Origin of the sequence: Moritella sp. F3 (genome assembly GCF_015082335.1) — a bacterium.
Taxonomy (GTDB): Bacteria; Pseudomonadota; Gammaproteobacteria; order Enterobacterales; family Moritellaceae; genus Moritella.
In genome coordinates this window covers 104,814-126,971 of the sequence record NZ_BLRL01000011.1, presented here as the reverse complement: position 1 = coordinate 126,971, position 22,158 = coordinate 104,814, and the positions used below count along the sequence as shown (strand labels likewise).

The window sequence follows — 22,158 nt, the reverse complement described above, 5'->3', positions numbered from 1 at the left end:
CATGTATGCTGTTTTCCTAAGCGGTGGCAAACAACACCGCGTTGCTGAAGGTCAAACTCTTCGTCTAGAACTTCTAGACGTTGAAGCTGGTTCAAGCATCGAATTTAACGAAGTATTAATGGTAGCTAACGGCGAGAATATCGAAGTTGGCGCACCTTACCTTGAAGGTAAAAAAATCACTGCTGAAGTGGTATCTCATGGTCGTGCGGACAAGGTTAAAATCCTTAAATTCCGTCGTCGTAAGCACTCTCGTAAACAGATGGGTCACCGTCAATGGTTTACAGAAGTTAAGATTACTAAAATCGCTTAATCAGGAGTACTAAAAGATGGCACATAAGAAAGCTGGTGGTAGTACCAACAACGGTCGTGATTCAGAAAGCAAACGTTTAGGTGTTAAACGTTTTGGTGGTGAATCAGTTCTTGCGGGTAACATTCTAGTTCGTCAACGTGGTACTAAATTCCACGCTGGTACAAACGTAGGTTGTGGTCGTGACCACACTCTATTCGCTAAAGCTAGCGGTAAAGTGCAGTTCGAAGTTAAAGGACCACAAAACCGTAAGTTCATTAGCATTGTAGCTGAATAATTTCAGCGCAAACTAAGAATTTTTAAACCCCGCCTATATGGCGGGGTTTTTTTATTGTAAAAATAAATTTTAGCAATAAAAAATAGAATGATAAAATGTTGAGAGAGAATTGACCCATACAAGCAGGGTAAGCTTGGTTAGTCATGAGACTCCATAGAAGTTGATAGTTGCACGGATTAATTAATTTATTCACCGAGTCAAAACGGTAAGTATGTGATTAGTTAATCCGTGCAACTAACTGCATTCCTAATTTGTAGGAGCGATAGCGAAATGAAATTTGTAGATGAAACCCGAATCAAAGTTGAAGCCGGTGATGGCGGCAGTGGTTGTGTAAGCTTCCGCCGTGAAAAATATGTTGCTCGTGGTGGCCCTGATGGTGGTGACGGCGGCGATGGTGGTCATGTATATATGATTGCAGATGAAAACTTAAATACGCTAGTCGATTTTCGTTTTGTCCGTTTCCATAAAGCGGAACGTGGTGAGAATGGTCGCCCTAAAGATCAAACTGGTGCGCGTGGTGAAGATATCACTTTACGTGTTCCTGTTGGTACGCGTGTAGCTGATGATGATACTGGCGAAGTTATTGCCGATCTAGTTATGCACGGTCAACGTAAAATGGTTGCTAAAGCTGGTTTCCACGGTTTAGGTAACACACGTTTTAAAAGTAGTGTAAACCGTGCTCCTCGTCAAAAGACATTGGGTACACCAGGTGAAGTGCGTAACTTACGTTTAGAACTTATGCTACTTGCGGATGTTGGTTTATTAGGTTTACCAAATGCGGGTAAGTCTACTTTCATTCGTGCAATCTCTGCTGCGAAACCTAAAGTTGCAAACTACCCGTTTACAACATTAGTACCTAACCTAGGTGTAGTAAGTGCAAGCCCTGAGCGTAGCTTCGTGGTCGCCGATATTCCTGGTCTTATTGAAGGTGCTTCTGATGGCGCTGGTCTAGGTATCCGCTTCCTACGTCACTTAGAACGTTGTCGTTTAATGGTTCACATTGTTGATCTATTACCTGAAAACATGAGTGATCCAGCTGAAAATGCAAAAGTTATTGTTAGCGAACTGGAAAAATACAGTGCTAAGCTAGCAGCTAAAACATGTTGGTTAGTGTTTAACAAAACCGATCTTGTATTAGATGAGGAAGCTGAAGAAACAATTAAAGCTGTTGTTGAAGCGATTAATTGGGAAGGCGAAGTTCATACCATGTCTGCTTCAAGTGGCGTTGGTACAAAAGATCTTGTTCGCGCGATGATGGAACAAATTGAAGCTATGCCACGTCCGAAGATCGAAATGCCTGTTGAAGATGATGGCGATATCGGTTTCTTATGGGATGAATACCATAAAGACCAAATTGCTAATCACGCAGTTATTGAAGATAGCGATGATGATGACGATTGGGATGATTGGGACGAAGAAGATGACGGTCACGTTATCTATGCTCGTGACTAATTATCATATAAAAATGACTTTATAATCATTTTTATTGAAAAATACCAGCTTAACGCTGGTATTTTTTTACCTTAAAAAGAGTACTTTCAGAGGCTTGAGAGCTTTTACATCAATAGATTATTATTTTTGCTAATAAAAGTGTGCATTTTAGACAAAAAACTTCCAATTTAACGCGAATTAGCAGATAATCCCGCCCGTTCACAAAGTGAATATAGCAGGTAATAATTACCTATATTTTAAATCCGGTTAGTTAATAATTGTCAGCTTAGAACTTTCCACTTTTCCGCTAAGCGACAGCCATTTATTAAACAACCAGTCATCTTAGTCTGTATCTATCAGTTGCTGAAAGAGCAATAAGTACAGGCAACCACTGCCATATAGTGCGTAAGATGAACGAAATAAAAAGTGAGTACCTTTAAATGAATACCGCAAGTAAGTCTACCTCTGAATCACAAAACCCGTCTGCTTTTGCCACTTTGATGGAAAAGTTGTTTAAGCTAAAAGCGCATAACACCACGATTAAAACAGAAGTAATGGCTGGTTTAACGACTTTCGTTACCATGGCTTATATCTTATTTGTTAACCCTGACATCATGTCTATTGCTGGTATGGATTATCAAGCAGTATTCGTTGCGACAGCACTGAGTGCGGCAATTGGTTGCATCTTTATGGGTCTTTACGCTAACTGGCCTGTTGGTTTAGCACCAGGTATGGGTTTGAATGCATTCTTCACTTTCGCAGTAGTGAAAGGTATGGAATATTCTTGGCAGGTTGCATTAGGCGCTGTATTCATTTCAAGTATCATATTCGTTATTATGAGTGTGACTAAATTACGCGGTTGGATCATCGATAGCATCCCACATAGCTTACGTTATGCTATGACGGCGGGTGTTGGTCTGTTCTTAGGTATTATCGGCTTAAAAGCAGCAGGCATCATTACTGCTAGCCCTGCAACGTTAGTAACGTTAGGTAATTTCCACGACCCGAAAGTAATTTTAGGTGCACTAAGCTTCCTTATTATTGCAATCTTAGCAACACGTAAAGTATTCGGGGCTGTACTTATTGGTATTATCGCGGTGACAGTAATCAGTGCTGTGATGGGTCTAGTTACCTTACCTGAGCAAGCTGTATCATTACCGACTGGCTTATCAAAAACATTCATGCAAATGGATGTAATGGGTGCGTTAGACGTATCTATGGTTAGTATTATCCTAGCATTCCTATTTGTGAACATGTTTGATACTGCGGGTACGATGATCGGCGTGGCTGATAAAGCTGGCATGTATAATAAAGACGGCAAAATTGAAAACCTAAATAAAGCCTTAACAGCGGATAGTGTTGCAAGTGTTGCTGGCGCGATGATTGGTTGCCCACCAGTAACTACATACGTTGAAAGTAATGCGGGTATTGCTGAAGGTGGCCGTACAGGTTTGACTGCGGTTGTGGTTGGTCTACTATTCTTAGCGGCGATGTTCTTTGCACCGATTGCTCAGATTGTACCAAGCTATGCAACAGCGGGCGCATTAATCTATGTTGCTTTCTTAATGGTTGGTAGCTTGAATAAAGTTAACTGGGATGAGTTCACAGACTACGTTCCTGCTGCCATCACTGCAATCATGATGCCGCTAACGTATTCAATTGCTGATGGTATTATCTTAGGCTTCCTATCATTTGCTATTATCAAGCATGCGACTGGTCGTTCTGCTGATGTATCATTAGGTATGAATGTACTTGCTGTTGTATTCATCGCGAAACTAGCATTCATCTAATTTGAATGTAATACCGTCAATGTGATGCCGCTAAGATAAGCGTCACGTTGATGTTAAAAAATGCCAGCTGATTACGTGCCATTAGGTCGTATGATGCTGGCATTTTTGATCTTGCCCCTACAACCTCAAGTGTTACACTTTCAATTACTTCAAATAATTATAAGCGAGGCATAATGCCAAAATTAGAATCTCAATGCTGCCCAGAACCGCAGTGTAGTGCAGAACTGCCAGCGTTGGATGATAAGCATATTGCCTCACTAGCGCATTTGTTTCACTTACTAGGTGATGAAGGGCGTATTCGTTTAGTGCTTGCTTGCATGGCGGGGCCTGTTGCTGTATCTGAATTATCAGCCGTGTCTGGTATGTCACAATCATTAACCAGTCATCATTTACGTCACTTACGTGAAGCGCGTATTTTACGCTCTGAACGTCAAGGTAAACAAATACTCTATCGACTTGATGATCATCATATTCGTCACGTTGTTCATGATCTTGCGTGCCACGTTACTGAGCATTAATTACCTTTTTTAATCACTAAATGTCGAAGAGTCTGTTATGCGAAACCTGTTTATTGAATTTCTAACACAGTTGGGGAGCGATGACCGTGCCCATGATATCGATCATATTGAACGTGTTGTCGCAACCGCGAGACAACTTGCTGATAGCGAAGGTGCAGACCTAGCGATCTTAGAGCCTGCTGCGTGGTTACATGATTGTGTTGCTGTTGCCAAAGATCACCCACAACGTAAGCAAGCCTCATTGTTAGCAGCTGATTGCGCTGTTGAATTTCTACAACAGATTGATTATCCTGCGCAATATCACAAGGCAATTCACCACGCGATTGTTGCTCATAGTTTTAGTGCCAATATCAGCCCTGAAACTTTAGAAGCTAAAATACTGCAAGACGCAGATCGTATGGATGCGTTAGGCGCGATAGGTATTGCCCGCTGTATTTTAGTTGGCGGTAAACTGAATCGTCAGCTTTATAGTAGTATCGATCCATTATGTGAAACGCGTGAACCTGATGACAGTGTGTATACGTTAGACCACTTCTTTACCAAGCTATTAACGCTCGGTGATAGCATGAAAACACAAGCCGCCAAGGCTGAAGCTCAGCGTCGTAGTGTGTATATGCGTGATTTTTTAGCACAGCTGCAGTCGGAATTATTGACATCGAAATAGTTCGATTGACACTACTAACATCATAATTAAGTACATCTAAGCTAATTTATTCGTTAACGATAACGACTGAATTAGCTTTTTTTTGTAAATACACTTGAATGAAAGTTAATATGAATATATATTTATATGTAAGTTAACTAGCTTGAACGCATTAACTGTTACTCATATTGCTAACATTAATTCTATTTACGAGGATAAACTTATGTCATGTAAAGGCAGCACTGTTTCTAAAACAACAGTCTCTAAAGACACTGCATCGAAAACAGCACCAATAGCAGTAAAATCAAATCAGGGATGTTGTGATAACGATCACAGCAAAACCCACGTCCATGAACATCAACATACTGATGAACATCAAGTCAGTACCAGCAGTAGCGACTCTTGCTGCGCACGCACAGAATCAAATGAGATTATTGCTGATGACGAGGAGCCCGAGTCCAGTAGTTTAACTACCCGTTTATCTTGGTTAGTGAAAGGCATGGACTGTCCTAGTTGTGCCCGTAAAGTAGAAAAAGCCGTTCAAGCATTACCACAAGTACAACAATGTCGAGTTGCATTCGCCACTGAAAAGCTACTTGTTGATATCAAAAAAGAAGTCAATACAGATGCCGTTGATAGCATCAAGCAGCAAGTTACTGATGCAGTGGTTAAAGCCGGATTCAAATTACAAGAAGTCGGTAAAAAAGCGACAGACGTTGCTGAAGAGACCTCATTATCACAAAGTCTACGCGAACATTGGCATGCGATCACGTTAGTCAGTGCAATTGTTATCGCAGCGATCTTAACGCAATTTAACAGTGAAGCGAGTCAGTGGTTATTTACCTTCGCCAGTGTATTTGGTGTTATCCCTGTTATTAACCGTTCGATTAAATTAGCACGTTCAGGTACCCCGTTTGCCATCGAAACCTTGATGTCAGTTGCGACTGTCGGTGCGCTTATCTTAGGGGAAACAGCTGAATCGGCAATGGTACTCGTGTTATTCATGATCGGTGAAAAACTGGAATCATATGCAGCGGGGAAGGCACGTAAAGGCGTTAAATCTTTAATGTCGTTAGTGCCTGAAGATGCCACCACTATCGTTGGTGATAAGCGTGTGGTCGTTTCTGCAAGTGATTTACAACCAGGTGATATAATTGAAATAAAACCGGGTGACCGTTTACCTGCAGATGGCGCGCTATTAGCGTCTGGTATTAGCTTTGATGAAAGTGCATTAACGGGTGAATCAGTACCTGTAGAACATCAAGCAGAAGATATAGTCATGGCGGGCAGCTTAGCTGTTAACCGCGTCGCTCTGCTACGTGTTGTGTCTGAGTCGGGTAATAATGCGATTGACCGTATTCTACATTTGATTGAAGAAGCAGAAGAAAATAAAGCACCAATTGAACGATTCCTTGATGGTTTCAGCCGTTGGTATACGCCGGCAATGATGTTGTTAGCGTTAGCGGTTGTGGTTGTGCCACCGTTATTATTTGGTGGCGATTGGACTGAATGGGTTTATAAAGGCCTGACATTACTCTTGATTGCATGTCCTTGTGCATTGGTTATTTCAACGCCTGCAGCAGTGACATCGGCATTATCCGCTTCAAGTAAGCGTGGTGTATTAGTTAAAGGTGGCGCAGCGCTAGAGCAAATTGGTCGTATTCAACAAATAGCCTTTGATAAAACCGGAACCTTAACGCAAGGCGTGCCAGAGGTAACGAGTGTTGTTAGCTTCATTGATGATGAAAGCAAAGTATTACAGCTTGCTGCCAGTATTGAGCAAACTTCAAATCACCCATTAGCAACGGCAATTTTGACTCATGCAGAACGTCAATCAGTGCCTTTATTAACCGTGAGTAATGATCAAACACTAGCAGGCTTGGGTGTACAAGGTGAAGTGCAGCATGATGGTGAAACACAGTTAATTAAATTGCTGGCACCACACCACATGACGGCAAAGCTGGCTGAACTCACACATGTAAAAACAGCTATTGAAGATCTTGAAAATAAAGGAAACACGACCGTTGTTGTGCTGCAAGATGAGCAAGTGATCGGGTTAGTCGCATTGGCCGATAGTATTCGTGAAGATGCGCGACAAGCGATTGAAGAGTTGCAGCGATTAGGTATTAATACCGTGATGTTAACGGGTGATAATCGCCGAACTGCTAAAGTAATCGCTGATTCACTAGGCATGGAATATCGTGCTGAATTACTACCTGAAGACAAATCACGCATTGTTGGTGAACTTAGCCAAGACAAAGACACGGCCATGGTTGGTGATGGTATTAATGATGCGCCAGCAATGAAAAGTGCAAGTTTAGGTATTGCGATGGGTGGTGGTACTGATGTGGCGTTAGAGGCTGCAGATGTTGCCTTGATGCATAATCGCTTGGTGGAATTACCACAAATGGTGGAACTAGGTCAGGCTACACTTACCAATATTAAGCAAAACATAGGCTTGGCTGTTGGTCTTAAAGCGGTATTTTTGGTGACAACATTACTAGGGATGACGGGACTGTGGGTAGCTATTTTAGCTGATTCAGGTGCGACAGCTTTGGTAACAGCAAATGCATTAAGACTATTACGTAAATAAGTTAGCCAATAATAGCGATGAAAATAGTGATGTAAGTAACAGGTAAGCAAATAACAATTAATACTAGGCTAAGCTGTTCTATACTTAATAAAGCTCATCAAATTTGATTTGGTGAGCTTTTTTATTTTATATTCACTTTACTGTTATACAGATCTTCATCAGCAATGTTGAATAAACTCTCAATCGTTTCACCAGCTCGCCACATTGCAGAACCAATTGCTGAGGTAATATTAAATTCACTCAGTAATGGATCACATTTAATCTCGCTGTAAATACGTTCGATGACTAAATTAGTTGATTGTGATGATGCCGGTTGCAAGATAATAGCAAATTCATCACCGCCTAATCGAAAGGCCATATCACTATTACGAATACTGCGTTGTAATATGTGCGCGTAATGTTTCAATATGCGATCGCCAAACTGATGACCATAAGTATCATTGACACGTTTGAAGTTATCTAAATCAGTAATCAACAAAGCCATATTCGATTTATGGCGTTGGCACAAACTGTAAGATCGCAGAATGTTTTCATCAAAGCTAGCGCGATTATCTAAACCAGTTAAGTGATCTTTCATGATCCTGATTTGCATCTCTTGTAACACCAAGGCGTGCATTAGATTGGTTTCGAGTAGTTGATGTAACTCTTTTAGCAAACTGAGTTCATTTAGCTTTAAAGGATTTACCGAGCTGTATAACAAAGACCCAAGATCTTTTCCCATTGCGGATAAATGGTAATTTTGTTGAAAAACAGCCGTGCAATCAGATTTTAGTTGAATGTTATTTGTCGCGTCGGTAAAGCTTAAACCGCTGAAGCGGACATGTTCTGCCGCTATTGCGGCAAAATTAGTCAATAAAGATTCGACATCTAGACTTGTTTGTAACGTTTTTAACGTGGCAATGGTTTGCGCAGGCGTCAATTTCTGCTGCCTTTTCGGCGCAGTAAACCCATAATTAGTATGTATTTTGTGGGTATTTATGATGCTTAAGTTATCCATTTTTACCTCTGTCAAAAAAATTACATTATTCAGTGTAGTAGTAAAATATGCATTTACCATACCATTATTAAGTAAATAAAAAGTTAAATGGGAAGTTTAGTTAATGATGATCTTTTCATTGATCCTTGCGCTAACTTGTTAAATCGAGAGCTGGTACATATTCTTTAATAGTATTGGTTTGGTATTATCTGGAAAGCCTACTTTGACATCCACTCGATCCGCTTTGGAGGTAATATTTTGTTTGTTGATATCATCTTATTACTTTCTATCGCCGTCGCTCTGGTGGCGTTATTTCAGCGCATTCAGCTTCCGCCGATCCTCGCGTATCTAGCCACCGGTATTATCGCAGGGCCTTATGGATTCCAGTTAATCGTAGAACAAGCAGATATAGAACTGTTTGCTGAGCTGGGTGTGGTATTCCTGATGTTCTCATTGGGGTTAGAGTTTTCTTTACCACGCTTATTATCGATGCGGCATTTGGTGTTAGGGCTTGGTGGCGGCCAGGTGATGTCTGTTGGATTGATCTTCACTATGCTAGGCATATTTGCTTCATTGTATTGGTCGCAAGCCTTTGTCGTGGCGTCGGCGATGTTAATGTCATCGACGGCGATCGTGATCAAGCAGTTAGCCGAATCGAAGTTACTTAATACACGCATGTCTAAGTTGTCGATCAGTGTGTTGTTATTTCAAGACATCGCAGTTGTCCCTTTCCTTATTATGATCCCGTTATTGGCGCAGCAAAGTGGCGACATGATGTTGATAGCCGAACAAATGGGCTGGGCGTTGGTTAAAGGTTTGTTTGCTGTATCTCTGATCCTGTCAGTGGGGCGCTGGATCTTACCGACCGTATTTAAAGAGATCGCGTTAACTCGTTCCGATGAGTTATTTGTGATGTCGACTTTATTAGTGGCATTGATTGCCGGACTCATCACCCATTGGTTAGGTTTATCGATGGCATTAGGTGCCTTTTTAGCTGGCATGATGTTAGGTGAAGGACCTTATCGACACCAGCTAGAAGCTGATATTCGCCCATTTCGTGATGTATTAATGGGACTTTTCTTTATTACTATCGGGATGTTACTAAACTTGCCGAGTTTATTGGCAGATTGGCCTCGTTTGGTTATTGTGCTAACTGTGATGATGTTAACCAAAATAATTTTGGTATTCGTGTTAGCTAAAAGTTTAGGTGAGAGCAGTCGTAATGCCCTGAGTACTGGACTGGTTTTAGCGCAAATGGGGGAGTTTGGTTTTGTGCTCTTGGCATTAGCCGGTAAGCTAGAATTATTACCGCTATCGTTAATTTCGACCTTGGTTGGTGTCGGGGTTGTGAGTATGGCGATGACACCTTGGTTAATCAATTGTCATCAAGACATCGTTAGGCGGTTAATGTTCCAATCTAAAGTTGTCCCTAAAAGCGGACTGTCACCGCCACTGCCCGGGCAATACATCGATCATGTCATCGTTTGTGGTTATGGCCGAAGTGGTCAAACTATCGCGCGTTTCTTAAAAATTGAAGGTATTCCTTATACTGTCATCGATCGTGATCCTGTTCGCGTGCAAGAGGCATTAAATGGTGGTGAAAAAATTGAGTTCGGGGATGCAAGTCGCCGTGAAATTCAAATGATGTTGGGAGTTGATAAAGCCAAGTCGATAATTATTACTTTCAAAGATACTGAAAAGGCTATCGAGTTACTAAAAATAGTGAAACCTTTGACTGAAGCGAAAGTGTTAGTGCGAACTACTGATGACTCGACCATGCAGAAACTACAGGATGCTGGTGCAACCGATGTCGTGCCGGAATCGTTAGAGGGCAGTTTGATGATGGTATCCCATGTATTAGCGATATCAGGCGTGCCAATAAAGCGTATTTTGAAACGTCTACAGCACGAACGTCAGGGTCATTATAATCATTTACATGGTTTTTATTTTGGTGGCGAAAGTAATATCCCCTTTGAAGAAAGTGAAGTGTTAGAGCGGCTACATGCGATCCGTCTTGAGTTGGGCGCCTATGCTATTGGTAAAACAGTTACTGAAGTTAAGCTTAAAGAGGTTAGCTATCGTGCCGTGCGTCGGCAAGGTGTCGAATTAACTCACGTGCATCCAGATTTTATGTTTGAAGCGGGAGATGTGATATTGCTTTGTGGGCCTTCTCGTTATGTTAAACGTGCGGAACATCGATTATTAGGGGATTGGCCTGGTTAGCTTATATGGCTAAAAATGTTCTTAATTCCTTCTCCTGTTTTAATACATCTTGATAGCCTAGATTCATCAAATCTCGGGTATAATTTTGTTCAAACATCAGATAAGACGTGATGGATGAATGGCTGTGTTGATTGACGCCGATAGTTCGTAATAAGGTGCGAATGGTGATGGGTAAATCGTGAAAATATTTATCGGCAATGGCATTGATATCATGCTCATTAGCGAGTCTGAATAAGCCGATCTGTTTCATCTTCAATGATGATTGTAGTGATGCTTGCTGAGATTCAGGTGTTAATGCCAGCGTATCATTAACGCGGGTTAAGCGTTCGATGTCGGAGTTGAGGGTATCGGTAAAGATGGTATCAAGCAGGTGTCCTGCAATATCAGCGCCCGATGGGGTTTGCCGTACTTCACCGGGTTTAAGTTGTTGTGGTGGCTGCTCGGCACCGATAACTAATAGTTTCTCTGCGCCAAGGTGAATAGCGGGGCTCAGTGGTGAGAGTTGATGTACTGAACCGTCACCATAAAAATCACGGCCTATCTGGGTACAAGGAAAAACTAACGGGATCGCAGACGACGCTAATAAATGATTAGTGTGTAAACGAGTTCGTAAACCACTGCGGCGGGCGCGTTGCCACTCTTGTAGTTGTTGGTTTCCTTGAAAAAAGCTGATTGAGTCGCCGTTGTTATAGTCGGACGCGGTGATCGAAATAGCATCGAGGTGCTGACGTTGAATGTTGATATCGATACGACGCATATCCAAATAGCGATCGAGTAATTGATGTAAGGGCTTGTTGTTAAACAGCGATACTGGCTGGCGTGTGACATGTGGAGACTGAAACTTGGATAGGAACGTTAATAACAAGTGTCGGGATATCTCATTAAAACTGCATTGAAAAACTTGATTCGCGTGGAAGTTATTCCAGATATATTCGAGTTTTTTCACGCCTAAACGGAAGCAACTTGCATAACAAGCTATTGCGCAACTGTTGATAGCGCCTGCTGATGTGCCGGTAATAATTTTAAAGGGTGTACCATGATTACGCGGGTAGAATTCCGCAATGGCTTTTAACGCACCGACTTGATAAGCCGCCCTCGCGCCACCGCCTGTTAGTAACAATCCTTGTTTAGTCCCAGTCATAAGCCCCCAACATATAGTTAAGCCTCAGTTTCATTACCAATGCCGCGCTATATCTTAATTATTGTTAAAGACTAACGCCTTCGCCAAATTAATACTGTGGAGTGTGGGGTAATTTGAAGTATTGATTATTATGCCAAGGGAGTACTTGGCTTTAATGATGCTGTTACTTATTTACAATCTTCAGTTTCTAGCCCGATGATAGCGGGTGTACCGTCTTGATGATTAAGGTAGTAAACGCCACATTGGTCACTCCAACGATAACCACGTGGGAATACTTTACCGATACGACCGGGATATGTTGTACTGATAATGCCACTCGGTATCGTTGTCGCATTTCCCATGCCGCACCAATCCGTTGTGCATATTGCGTTGTCCTTGGAAAATTCGACCGTATCTAAATTAACAATGTAACGAATACCATTCATCCAATTACCAACAGGGTAACCACTGTGTAATAAGATGTTGATACCATCAATGGAGAGTGTTGCTTCGTTCACATCTTGATTATTAACCACTGCTTTAGAGTGAATTAAATTCGTACCACTGCGCATAGCACCTTCCATGCCTTTAAGTGATGCAATGCGGGCGTCAGATGATAAGTTGGTAAATTTAGGGATGGCAGTAGCGGCAAGTATGCCTAATACGATAATGACGATGACGAGTTCTATTAATGTAAAACCTTGCTGCTTATTCATTGCTCTCGCCCTTATCTATAATGGCGGCATGTTAACAGCCCAAAGTAGCGCTGTAAATATAGACTCTGTAGATGATAAGAAAGGGGGGGGATGCGTGGGTTATGTGATGGTTTAGCTTATTTACACTCTTTGGTTTCTAGGCCAATTTCAGGCTTAGATCCATCGTGATAATTAATATAGTAGACCCCGCATTGATCATTCCAACTATAACCTTGTGGGAATACTTTGGCGATATAGCCTTGGGTTATAACGATGCCACTCGGTAACTCTTGTTGCTCGCCTCTGCCACACCAATTTGATTTACATATATCTTCGGCTTGTTTAGAAAATTCGACGTCATCTAAACTAATGGCATAGCGCACTCCGTTCATCCAATTACCATCTGGGTAACCACTGTGTAATGTCATGGTAATGCCATCAATATCGGCAACGAATTTGTCTTTATCTTCTTCAGGTGGATTATCTTGATTAGTCAGTACAGCTTTAGCATAGATCAAGTTAACACCACTACGTAGGGCTCCTTCCATACCTTTAAGAACGGCAAGGCGAGCGTCGGATGATAGGTTGGTGAATTTAGGGACCGCAGATGCGGCAAGTATACCGAGTATGATAATAGCGATAGTCAATTCGATTAATGTAAACCCTTGCTGTTTGTTCATTACATCCACCTTGTTGTCGAATGGACGATGTTAGCAACCTAAGTTAATACGGTACATGAATGCTATAAGTAAACGACTGGTTTAGTCCAATAGCGGCACTGTTGGTGATAAAATATTGACGATTAGAGTTTCGATGCTGTTAGTTAGCTTGGTATATTTAGCGTTATATCGTGCGCTGCTATATGTCGAAATGCAGATACGAAAAAGCCAAGCAGATGCTTGGCTTTGAATTGTTTTAACAGACGAGAGTTAATTACCAGTTAGCTTAAGCTAGTAGGCTTTTAATATGCTCAACGATATCAGTCAGTGCGATCTCTGTCTTATCACCAGTCGTACGTAGTTTGTGGTCAACTAGACCATTCTTCAGACTACGATCACCAATGATGATGTTGTGTGGGATACCGATAAGTTCAGAATCCGCAAACATTACACCTGGGCGCTCTTTACGATCATCGAACAATACTTCGATACCAGCTGCTTGAAGGTCAGCGTAGATTTTCTCTGCTGCTTCTTTTACTTCTGCTGATTTATGCATGTTCATTGGGATGATAGATACTTTGTATGGTGCGATAGACTCGTTCCAGATAATACCGTTTTCATCGTGGTTTTGTTCGATTGCTGAAGCAACGATACGAGAAACACCAACACCATAACAACCCATTGTCATCGTTTGCTGTTTACCTTGCATGTTTAGTACGCCAGCACCCATAGATTCAGCGTATTGCGTACCAAGTTGGAAGATATGACCAACTTCGATACCACGTTTAATAGAAAGTGTACCCTTACCACATGGGCTCGCTTCACCTTCAACAACGTTACGGATATCTGCAACTGTGTAATCGCTAATATCACGATCCCAGTTAGCGCCAGTGATGTGCTGGCCATTCACGTTAGCACCACAAACAAAGTCTGCTAGGTGTGCAGCTGAGCGGTCAACAACAACAGGGCAGTTCAGACCTTTAGGACCGATAGAACCCGCATCGCAGTTTGCTGCTGCTTGGATTTGTGCTTCGTTAGCAAATGTTAACGGAGCTGCAACGCCTGCAATTTTCTCTGCTTTCACTTCGTTTAGTTCGTGATCACCGCGTAGTACCAGTGCGATAACGCCTTGTGCTTCGCCTTCTTCAGCTTCAGCAGCAACAAGCAGTGTTTTCACTGTTTGTGTTGCATCAACACTTAAGAATTTACATACGTCTTCGATGCTATGTGCATCTGGCGTATCAACAACAGTTAGCGCTTGAGTTGCTGCAGGACGGTCGCCAGCAGGTGCAAGTGCTTCTGCTTTTTCAATGTTTGCTGCGTAATCGCTGCCGTCAGAGAATACGATATCGTCTTCGCCGCTTTCTGCAAGTACGTGGAATTCGTGAGATACAGCACCACCAATTGAACCAGTATCAGCGAGTACCGGACGGTATTCTAGGCCAATGCGTTCGAAGATGTTGCAATATGCTGTGTGCATTTTGTTGTACGTATCGTTTAGACATTCATCTGATAAATGGAAAGAGTAAGCATCTTTCATCAGGAATTCACGTGAACGCATTACACCGAAACGAGGACGAACTTCATCACGGAATTTAGTTTGGATTTGGTAAAGCGTCAACGGTAGCTGCTTGTAGCTGTTGATTTCTTTACGCGCGATATCAGTGATCACTTCTTCGTGCGTTGGACCTAAAACAAAAGGACGGTTGTGGCGATCGTTAATGCGTAACAACTCTGGACCAAATTTATCGATACGACCTGTTTCTTGCCATAAGTCAGCGGGCTGAACCATCGGCATTAGAGTTTCAACAGCACCTGCTTTATCCATCTCTTCACGTACGATGTTTTCTACTTTACGTAAAACTCGTAAGCCTGTCGGTAACCAAGTGTATAGACCTGATGCAAGACGACGAACCATACCTGCACGAAGCATTAGCTGGTGGCTAATTACTTCTGCGTCATTTGGAGTTTCTTTCAAAGTTGAAAGCAAGTAGTTGCTGCTGCGCATAACGTTCCTTTATTTACTAATAAAATCGATATAAGAGAGCGATTTTAACAGGGCATAGCCAGAGTAAACAGTAAAAGTTAGTGATTAGTTTTATTTATTTTTGACTGCTGTCCTTTTATTCGTTTCTCGGAGGTCATATACTGGCTGCCAAAATTGGATTTGTGTTATTTAAAATGAAAAAAATACTGAGATTAGCTGCACTTATAATGGTTAGCAGCGTATTGTTTGGTTGTGCTTCACAACCGAGTAATCCGGAAAATATTTGCGATATTTTTATTGAAAAATACGATTGGTATGAAGCTGCCATGGACAGTAACGAAAAATGGGGTGTGCCTGTACATGTGCCAATGGCAATGATGTATCAAGAGAGTTCATTTAAACATAATGCGCAACCGCCGATGCAGTATTGGTGGATCATTCCAACGGGGCGCGCAAGTTCTGCTTATGGTTATGCACAAGCAAAAACCATGACCTGGGATGATTACGTGAGGGAAACTGGTAATAGCTGGTCAAGCCGTTCTAATTTCCATGATGCCATGGATTTTATGGGGTGGTTTATGAATAAAACCCAAAAAATCAATGGTGTATCTAAGTGGAGTGCAGAGCAGCAATACTTGAATTACCATGAAGGTTGGGGCGGTTATCAGCGTAAAACCTATAATCAAAAGCCTTGGTTGAAGAAAGTCGCGAAAAAAGTGGAACAACGTTCGTTAAGATATGCGGGTCAGTATCGGACCTGTAAAGACGATTTAGATTCTAACTGGCTATGGCGTTTGTTCTTCTTATAATACCGAAGATAGTACCGATTACAGCACTGGCGTTAAACCAGATAATGTTGGAATAAAAAAGCCGATTGACTGCTAAACAGTGAATCGGCTTTTTAGTATTTTAACCACGTCTTCGCTAATCAGTAGATTATTCAGATGCCGGCGGTAGTGCTGGTAGCGCATCATCTTTAATGACAGATACAACGGTGGTGATATCACTTTCAACTACCCAGCGGACATTAAAATCATATAACTTCACACCGTATTCCTGACGGGTGGTTTTATTCTTTTTGTAAGCAGGGCGTGGATCTTGCGCTAATACCTGCGCAATAAAGTCGCGTAATTCTGGGTGTTTTTTATGCTGGGCACCTATTTGGTTCACCGCTTCATCAGCAAACAAGACTGGCATATCTGCAATTGGCGCGTCGCTGGCATAACCAGCTTGTGCATCCGCTAAACTATCGGCGTAAGGCACATAGGGTTTGATATCTAAAATAGGTGTACCGTCAACGAGGTCAATACCAGATAAATTCAAAATACACTGATTATTCTTAATGCTAATGCCATCGAGTTTCGCTACTGATAATCCTAATGGATTAGGGCGAAATGTAGAGCGAGTAGCAAATACGCCTAAGCGTTCGTTCCCGCCTAAACGTGGTGGGCGCACGGTCGGATTCCAGCCTTTATCCATGGTTTCATGAAACGCAAAAATCAACCAAACATGACTGAACTGTTCAATACCACGTAATGCATCCGCTTCATCATACGGCGGGCTTAAGATCAGTTGTGCTTTGGCTGCCGACACTAAACCTGGTTGACGCGGTACGGCAAATTTTTCTTTATATGGGCTATGAATGATCCCAACAGTATCGAGTTCAAACTTCATTATTGGCTATCGTCACTGCTGCTTGTTAAAGGGGTTACCTTGATCGCATCAGCATAACAGAGGTAACTACTCAAGCATGCTTTTGAAGCGGGAGGGGCAATACACGAACGAATAATAATACCATTGGCATTGAGAGCGGCAGCTTGACGTTTTGCGGCTATTTTCGCTTGTTGTTCTTCTGCTGGTGGCAGGTTATCAGCGGTTTGACAGCTTTCGCCTTCGACTAAACCTAATTGTTCAACGTGGCTATATAACAATGAACTGGTTGTGTAATACTCGACATCCGAAACGGCAAAATAATCGGTGAAGTTGTCTTTATCTAAATTGGTCTGTAGCGGGTAAGTGCTACAGCCGCTTAAGAGTATTGTCAGTAATAATAAATATTTCATGGCATGCTATCGAGTGAAATTATACTGCAATTATAATTCTATCACTGACTTAAAGACATTTATTTTTGACCTGATTAGCTGTCTATATTGTTTTACCTAGGGTGTTATTGGCATTACAGATGAATAATTATGATTTTTACTAGATAGCTCGTGATTTATAGTCTTAACTTATATTGGATAAACGCAATATGAGGGAAGCAATACGATGAGAAACACACGCTGTATTATCACGCTATTATGTTCACTAAGTTTAGCCAGTATTAGTTTATCTGCCCATGCCGGGATCGATAAAATACGCCTTACAACCGAAGAACGTAATTACCTTACCAGTCGCGCGCCGATAAAACTCTGTATCGACCCGAATTGGATGCCTTATGAAGCGTGGGATCCTAAGCTTGGTTATATTGGTATTGCAGCTGATTATGTCGCGGTGTTTTCTCAGATGTTAGATGTCGAGTTTGAAGTCAGAGAAACAGATACTTGGCAGCAAAGTTTAGATGTCACCCGTAGCGGTGGCTGTGATGTATTGTCCTTCCTGAATCAAACCCCGAGACGTTCACAATGGCTGCTTTTTACGACTCCATATGTTGAAGCGGAAGCGGCATTAGCGACCTTGAAAAATGTGCACGGGATCCGTAACTTAAAATCATTACGTGGTAAAACCGTTGCCGTTGTTGAAGGTTATGTTTATGAAGAATATCTGCGTAGCAACTACCCGAGAGTCATTGTTAGTCGAGTCGATAACACGGATGAGGCGCTGCAAAAAACTGCCAACGGTGAAATTGTCGCGACCATCGAATCGTTATTTGTATTACGTTACAAAATTGCCAAACTCGGGTTGAAGAATTTAACGGTATCAGGGCGGACTAAATACGTGAATCGTTATCGTTTTGGGGTTCGAAAAGATCAAGCAATGTTACGTAAGATATTAGACAAAGCGATAATGCAAATTGAACCAAAAGTGGAAAATAAAATTTTACGAAAATGGAGTTTAGAGCATAACTATTAATTTTAAGCTAAAATTTATCCGTTATCCAAGGTAAACTAGTCGATTAACCCACAAGCTGGGTATCATCTTGATATTTAACGAAGAGAATTTAGCATGATAGAACGTATGGAAACTAAACCAAGAATGAGCCGTATTGTAAAGCACAATGGCACTATCTACTTATGTGGCCAAGTATGCGCAGATGCAACGTATGGTATTAAAGAACAAACTGAAACGATGCTAGCAAAAGTAACTGAATTATTAGAGCAAGCTGGTAGTGACAAAAAACATATGTTGTCAGCAACGATTTATATTAAAGAGATGACTGATTTTGCTGAAATGAATGCAGTGTGGGATGCTTGGGTTCCCGCTGGTTATGCGCCAGCACGCGCATGTGTACAAGCAAGTATGGCGCGTGAAGCGTTACTCGTTGAAATTTCAGTAGTAGCTGCAGAGATCGTATAAGCGATACGCGTTATATTCAGCTTATAAAGCGGTGAAATGCCATAAAGAGCAAGAACAAGCGTAAGATCAAGGGATATGAGCTTAAGTTAACAAATAACCTAAGCTAGATTCATTGCTGTTACGCTTCCTCTTTATTTTTTTAACATTATATTTTATTTGTTACATTTATTTAAATATCATTTTTCTTACCATTATTTTATCAATATCTCACTTCACAGTTTATTGTTTTAACGTAACTGAAATTGAAATCCGGAAGATCTTTAGATTCAGATCAAATTTAGCTTGTTTAAATCGCGCTAGCATAACTCTAAATGAGTATTTATTTGAGGCGAACTCGCTATGTTAACGTTTAGATTTAAAACAGTATTACGATCGATAAATTTATCCTATTTTTTACTTACACTTGTTTGTGTGTTTCTCGGTTTTAGCGCGGTCGTTGCAAACCATGATGATGTGAATGGTTATGTATTAATTGCAGCCTGTATCGCAGCATTTGTCGGTCATGTCAGTATTTGTACATTCCATGAGTATTCAGATTTAAAGCATTGCTGGGCATTTAAAGCCAACCGTAAGCAACATCGGGGTTATCCACGAGCGCGAGATCAAGTGAACTCGGCCTTCTTAGTCGGTGTTATTGCATTGGTTATGAGCTTGTTATGCGGTTTATTCTTGGTGATGCAATTTGGTTTAGGTATCTTGCCTGTGGGCATTGTCGGTCTAATGCTGTTACTTAGTTACAGCAGTATTATTAAAAAACACCCGATTTATTCGTTATTGGCGCCCGGTTTTGGTTTTGCATTATTAATTATACTAGGCACCGAATTTGTATTGGTTGGTCAGTATACGCAGTTGGTTTGGGTGATTGCTCTGATCCCATTTTTCTTAGTGAACAACTTATGGTTGCTGAATAACTACGGGGACATTAAAGCGTCAGCAGACGAAGATAAAGCGCAAGACTTCCCAATGGCGTATGGCATCAAAGTCAGTAATTATGTCTATGCTGTCTTTGCTACATTGGCGGTAGCGCTGATTATTAGTTATGTGGTGATTGGTTATTTACCGGTATTGAGTTTGATTGCATTAGTACCTATGCCATTAGCATTTTATGCGCTTTATGGTGGTATTAAATTTGGTCAGAATATTGCGCAGCAACCTCAGTTTTTACGTTCAAACTTGATTGCGACTGTGGTAACACCGGCGTTATTGGGGTTAACGCTGATTTTAGATTAGTGTTTTTCTGTCGTGTGAAGAAGTAGTATGTAGCTGTATTTAATAGCAAAAGCACCACCCACAACTATATTGATGTGGGTGTGGGTGGTATGCTCTAGCTATTCATTTTGTCAGGCATATTAAGCTTGTGCGAATGCTAAATATTTAGCATCGTCGTCACCGAAGATTTCAGCACCTTCAGCTTCAAACGCTTTTGTTAGCTGTTCTTTAGCTGGTTCCATATTGCCTAGTTCAAAGTGTGCTTGACCTAAACGTAGGTGTAAATAAGGATTTACTGCACCTTCTGGGCATAGCATAGCAAACCCCATCGCTTCTTCTAGCGAAGCCCAATCGCCTAGCATGAAGTGTGCGTCACCCAGTGCAGTTAGGATCCAAGTTGAAACATTCCAATGGATCTTAGGTTCAGGAACAAGATCATAAGCTTGCATAAAGGTCTCGATTGCTATGTCGTATTGCTCAGATTCGAGTTGCTCTTCACCTTTCTCACAAATGATTTCGATTTTTTTAAATAGCTTAGGGTCAAGTGCTGTCTTAGTTGCTGTCATCTTATTTCCGTAATAAAAGCCTGATAGGGTCATCAGAGATATGTATTGTGTAAGTATATCGTATTGCAGCATAGATATTGTAAAAAAATGGCTAAAAATGAAATCAACGAACTCAACGACTAAACTTGAAGAGTTAGTCGAACTTAATGAGGTGTTTCTATGGAAAGTACCAACAGTAAAGTTTTCATTCTCGATACCAATGTGTTGTTGCACGCGCCCTTGTCTATCTTCACCTTCCAAGAACATGATGTCATGATCCCGATGACGGTGTTAGAAGAACTCGATAACATTAAAGATCGAGGAAGAGATGTGAGTCGTGATGCGCGTGTGGCTATTCGTGCACTAGAAGATATTTTTTCCAATGCCAGTCCTGAAGAAATAAGCCAAGGTGTACCACTACAAAAAGTCGAAAGTAAAAATAAGTTGGGTAAGATCTCTATTTTTGCGGATCATAGCGTGATGAAGCAAGATGCTTTTTTTACTGATAACGAACCTGATAATCGTATTATTAACGCGGCGCTGTTTTTACAAAGTCAGTCAGAACGCGAAATCGTATTGGTAACCAAAGATATTAATATGCGCTTGAAAGCTAAAGGCGCAGGGTTAAGGTACGTTGAAGATTATCGCTCTGATCAATTGATCGAAGATATTAAGTTTTTGGCCACTGGGTTTCATAAATTCAGCGGTGATTTCTGGCAAGAGATTAGTGAGTGCCGTAGTGAAAGCATGAAAAGCGAAACTATGGGATCAAAGACCATCCATACGGTTGAAACAGAGCAGTTAAAAGACAGTTTTATTAACCAATACTTGATTGATGAAACCGATCACTTTGCTGCACGTGTCGTGGGTAATGATAAAGGCGATATCAGTTTTGTTGATTTAGGCCGTGAACGGTTAATGTCACAAAAAGCGTGGGGAATTCACCCGAAGAATGTTTACCAAGGTATGGCGATGGAAGCGCTGCTTAATCCGCACATCGATCTCGTGATCCTAACTGGACCAGCGGGTAGTGGTAAAACAATATTAGCGATGGCAGCAGCATTGGAGCAAGTGATTGAACGGAAAATGTTTGATAAGATCATTGTGACGCGTAACACGCCTGAAATAGCCGAGAGTATTGGTTTTTTACCGGGGACCGAGGAAGAGAAAATGTTGCCTTGGTTAGCGGCGATCACTGATACCTTGGAGGTATTACATAAACACGATGAGTGTAAAGATGGCTCGGTGGAATACATTAAAGAAAAAGCTAATTTGCAGTTCAAATCGGTTAACTTTATGCGTGGTCGTTCAATCCAAAATGCCTTTGTGTTATTGGATGAGTGTCAAAATCTGACCGCAGCGCAACTGAAAACCATTATTACGCGTTGTGGTGAAGGCACCAAGATTGTCTGCTCGGGTAATCTATCGCAAATTGATAGCAGTTATTTAACCGCAGTGACTTCGGGCTTGACCTATGTGGTGGAGCGTTTTAAAAACTTTGATGGTAGTGCCAATGTGTTCTTAAAAGGTGTGCAGCGTAGTCGCCTTGCGTCTTTTGCGGAACATAATATGTAATCCGCCGACTTATGTTTTATTAGGCTATTTTTCTCTTCATAAAAGCTATTTTATTAATAAATGTCTCGCATAGCAGATGTTATTCGTCTGCTAT

General features: G+C 41.4%; 21 protein-coding genes. 13 read left to right on the top strand and 8 right to left on the bottom strand.

What is annotated here, in order from left to right; translation table 11 throughout:
- The first annotated feature begins 1 nt into the window (after nt 1).
- From rplU to JFU56_RS17025, 7 genes are all read left to right on the top strand, one after another.
- Nucleotides 2-310, top strand: a complete 309-nt coding sequence (gene rplU / locus JFU56_RS17055; RefSeq protein WP_006034531.1) for a 50S ribosomal protein L21 — start codon at nt 2-4, stop codon at nt 308-310.
- Between the two features lie 16 nt (nt 311-326).
- Nucleotides 327-584, top strand: a complete 258-nt coding sequence (gene rpmA / locus JFU56_RS17050; RefSeq protein WP_019441736.1) for a 50S ribosomal protein L27 — start codon at nt 327-329, stop codon at nt 582-584.
- A gap of 270 nt (nt 585-854) precedes the next feature.
- The gene (gene cgtA / locus JFU56_RS17045; protein ID WP_198438464.1) at nt 855-2,036 is read left to right on the top strand and encodes an Obg family GTPase CgtA; all 1,182 of its coding nucleotides are present in this window, start codon (nt 855-857) and stop codon (nt 2,034-2,036) included.
- A 419-nt stretch (nt 2,037-2,455) separates the two neighbouring features.
- The gene (locus JFU56_RS17040) at nt 2,456-3,805 is read left to right on the top strand and encodes an NCS2 family permease (protein ID WP_198438463.1); all 1,350 of its coding nucleotides are present in this window, start codon (nt 2,456-2,458) and stop codon (nt 3,803-3,805) included.
- Nucleotides 3,806-3,978: 173 nt separating this feature from the next.
- The gene (locus JFU56_RS17035) at nt 3,979-4,323 is read left to right on the top strand and encodes a helix-turn-helix transcriptional regulator (RefSeq protein ID WP_017223478.1); all 345 of its coding nucleotides are present in this window, start codon (nt 3,979-3,981) and stop codon (nt 4,321-4,323) included.
- Between the two features lie 37 nt (nt 4,324-4,360).
- Nucleotides 4,361-4,987, top strand: a complete 627-nt coding sequence (locus JFU56_RS17030) for an HD domain-containing protein (RefSeq protein WP_198438462.1) — start codon at nt 4,361-4,363, stop codon at nt 4,985-4,987.
- Nucleotides 4,988-5,189: 202 nt separating this feature from the next.
- Nucleotides 5,190-7,559 (top strand): zinc/cadmium/mercury/lead-transporting ATPase, encoded by a 2,370-nt coding sequence (locus JFU56_RS17025; RefSeq protein WP_198438461.1) that lies wholly within the window; start codon nt 5,190-5,192, stop codon nt 7,557-7,559.
- A gap of 121 nt (nt 7,560-7,680) precedes the next feature.
- On the opposite strand, the gene JFU56_RS17020 is transcribed toward JFU56_RS17025, so the two are convergent.
- Complete coding sequence (locus tag JFU56_RS17020) at nt 7,681-8,556, bottom strand: GGDEF domain-containing protein (protein WP_198438460.1); 876 nt, start codon at nt 8,554-8,556, stop codon at nt 7,681-7,683.
- Between the two features lie 237 nt (nt 8,557-8,793).
- Between JFU56_RS17020 and JFU56_RS17015 the strand changes: the two genes are divergently transcribed.
- Nucleotides 8,794-10,758 (top strand): monovalent cation:proton antiporter family protein, encoded by a 1,965-nt coding sequence (locus JFU56_RS17015; protein ID WP_198438459.1) that lies wholly within the window; start codon nt 8,794-8,796, stop codon nt 10,756-10,758.
- A 1-nt stretch (nt 10,759) separates the two neighbouring features.
- Here the strand turns inward: JFU56_RS17015 and JFU56_RS17010 are convergent, their stop codons facing one another.
- From JFU56_RS17010 to JFU56_RS16995, 4 genes are all read right to left on the bottom strand, one after another.
- Nucleotides 10,760-11,899 (bottom strand): patatin-like phospholipase family protein, encoded by a 1,140-nt coding sequence (locus JFU56_RS17010; RefSeq protein ID WP_198438458.1) that lies wholly within the window; start codon nt 11,897-11,899, stop codon nt 10,760-10,762.
- 167 nt (nt 11,900-12,066) lie between these two features.
- Nucleotides 12,067-12,594 (bottom strand): Tfp pilus assembly protein FimT/FimU, encoded by a 528-nt coding sequence (locus JFU56_RS23205; protein WP_198438457.1) that lies wholly within the window; start codon nt 12,592-12,594, stop codon nt 12,067-12,069.
- A gap of 116 nt (nt 12,595-12,710) precedes the next feature.
- On the bottom strand, nt 12,711-13,253 hold the full coding sequence (locus tag JFU56_RS17000; RefSeq protein ID WP_198438456.1) for a prepilin-type N-terminal cleavage/methylation domain-containing protein: 543 nt from the start codon (nt 13,251-13,253) through the stop codon (nt 12,711-12,713).
- Nucleotides 13,254-13,518: 265 nt separating this feature from the next.
- Nucleotides 13,519-15,240, bottom strand: coding sequence for a proline--tRNA ligase (locus tag JFU56_RS16995; protein WP_198438455.1), 1,722 nt, complete (start codon nt 15,238-15,240; stop codon nt 13,519-13,521).
- 173 nt (nt 15,241-15,413) lie between these two features.
- Between JFU56_RS16995 and JFU56_RS16990 the strand changes: the two genes are divergently transcribed.
- Nucleotides 15,414-16,028 (top strand): hypothetical protein, encoded by a 615-nt coding sequence (locus JFU56_RS16990; protein WP_198438454.1) that lies wholly within the window; start codon nt 15,414-15,416, stop codon nt 16,026-16,028.
- 127 nt (nt 16,029-16,155) lie between these two features.
- Here JFU56_RS16990 and tsaA read toward each other — a convergent pair whose 3' ends face one another.
- The gene (tsaA, locus tag JFU56_RS16985) at nt 16,156-16,893 is read right to left on the bottom strand and encodes a tRNA (N6-threonylcarbamoyladenosine(37)-N6)-methyltransferase TrmO (protein WP_198438453.1); all 738 of its coding nucleotides are present in this window, start codon (nt 16,891-16,893) and stop codon (nt 16,156-16,158) included.
- Nucleotides 16,893-17,282 carry an Rcs stress response system protein RcsF gene (gene rcsF / locus JFU56_RS16980; RefSeq protein ID WP_198438452.1) on the bottom strand — a complete coding sequence of 130 codons (390 nt, stop codon included), beginning with the start codon at nt 17,280-17,282 and terminating at the stop codon, nt 16,893-16,895. Before rcsF ends, tsaA begins: the two co-directional genes overlap by 1 nt.
- Nucleotides 17,283-17,487: 205 nt before the next feature.
- On the opposite strand from rcsF, the gene JFU56_RS16975 reads away from it, so the two are divergent.
- The 3 genes from JFU56_RS16975 (at nt 17,488) to JFU56_RS16965 (ending at nt 19,965) form a co-directional block, all read left to right on the top strand.
- Complete coding sequence (locus JFU56_RS16975) at nt 17,488-18,291, top strand: transporter substrate-binding domain-containing protein (protein WP_198438451.1); 804 nt, start codon at nt 17,488-17,490, stop codon at nt 18,289-18,291.
- A gap of 93 nt (nt 18,292-18,384) precedes the next feature.
- Nucleotides 18,385-18,735: a RidA family protein gene (locus tag JFU56_RS16970; RefSeq protein WP_019441720.1), complete on the top strand. Its 351-nt coding sequence runs from the start codon at nt 18,385-18,387 to the stop codon at nt 18,733-18,735.
- 339 nt (nt 18,736-19,074) lie between these two features.
- Nucleotides 19,075-19,965: a prenyltransferase gene (locus JFU56_RS16965; RefSeq protein WP_198438450.1), complete on the top strand. Its 891-nt coding sequence runs from the start codon at nt 19,075-19,077 to the stop codon at nt 19,963-19,965.
- A gap of 119 nt (nt 19,966-20,084) precedes the next feature.
- Here the strand turns inward: JFU56_RS16965 and JFU56_RS16960 are convergent, their stop codons facing one another.
- Nucleotides 20,085-20,510: a hypothetical protein gene (locus JFU56_RS16960; RefSeq protein ID WP_198438449.1), complete on the bottom strand. Its 426-nt coding sequence runs from the start codon at nt 20,508-20,510 to the stop codon at nt 20,085-20,087.
- A 159-nt stretch (nt 20,511-20,669) separates the two neighbouring features.
- Between JFU56_RS16960 and JFU56_RS16955 the strand changes: the two genes are divergently transcribed.
- On the top strand, nt 20,670-22,064 hold the full coding sequence (locus JFU56_RS16955) for a PhoH family protein (RefSeq protein ID WP_198438448.1): 1,395 nt from the start codon (nt 20,670-20,672) through the stop codon (nt 22,062-22,064).
- Nucleotides 22,065-22,158: the final 94 nt, after the last annotated feature.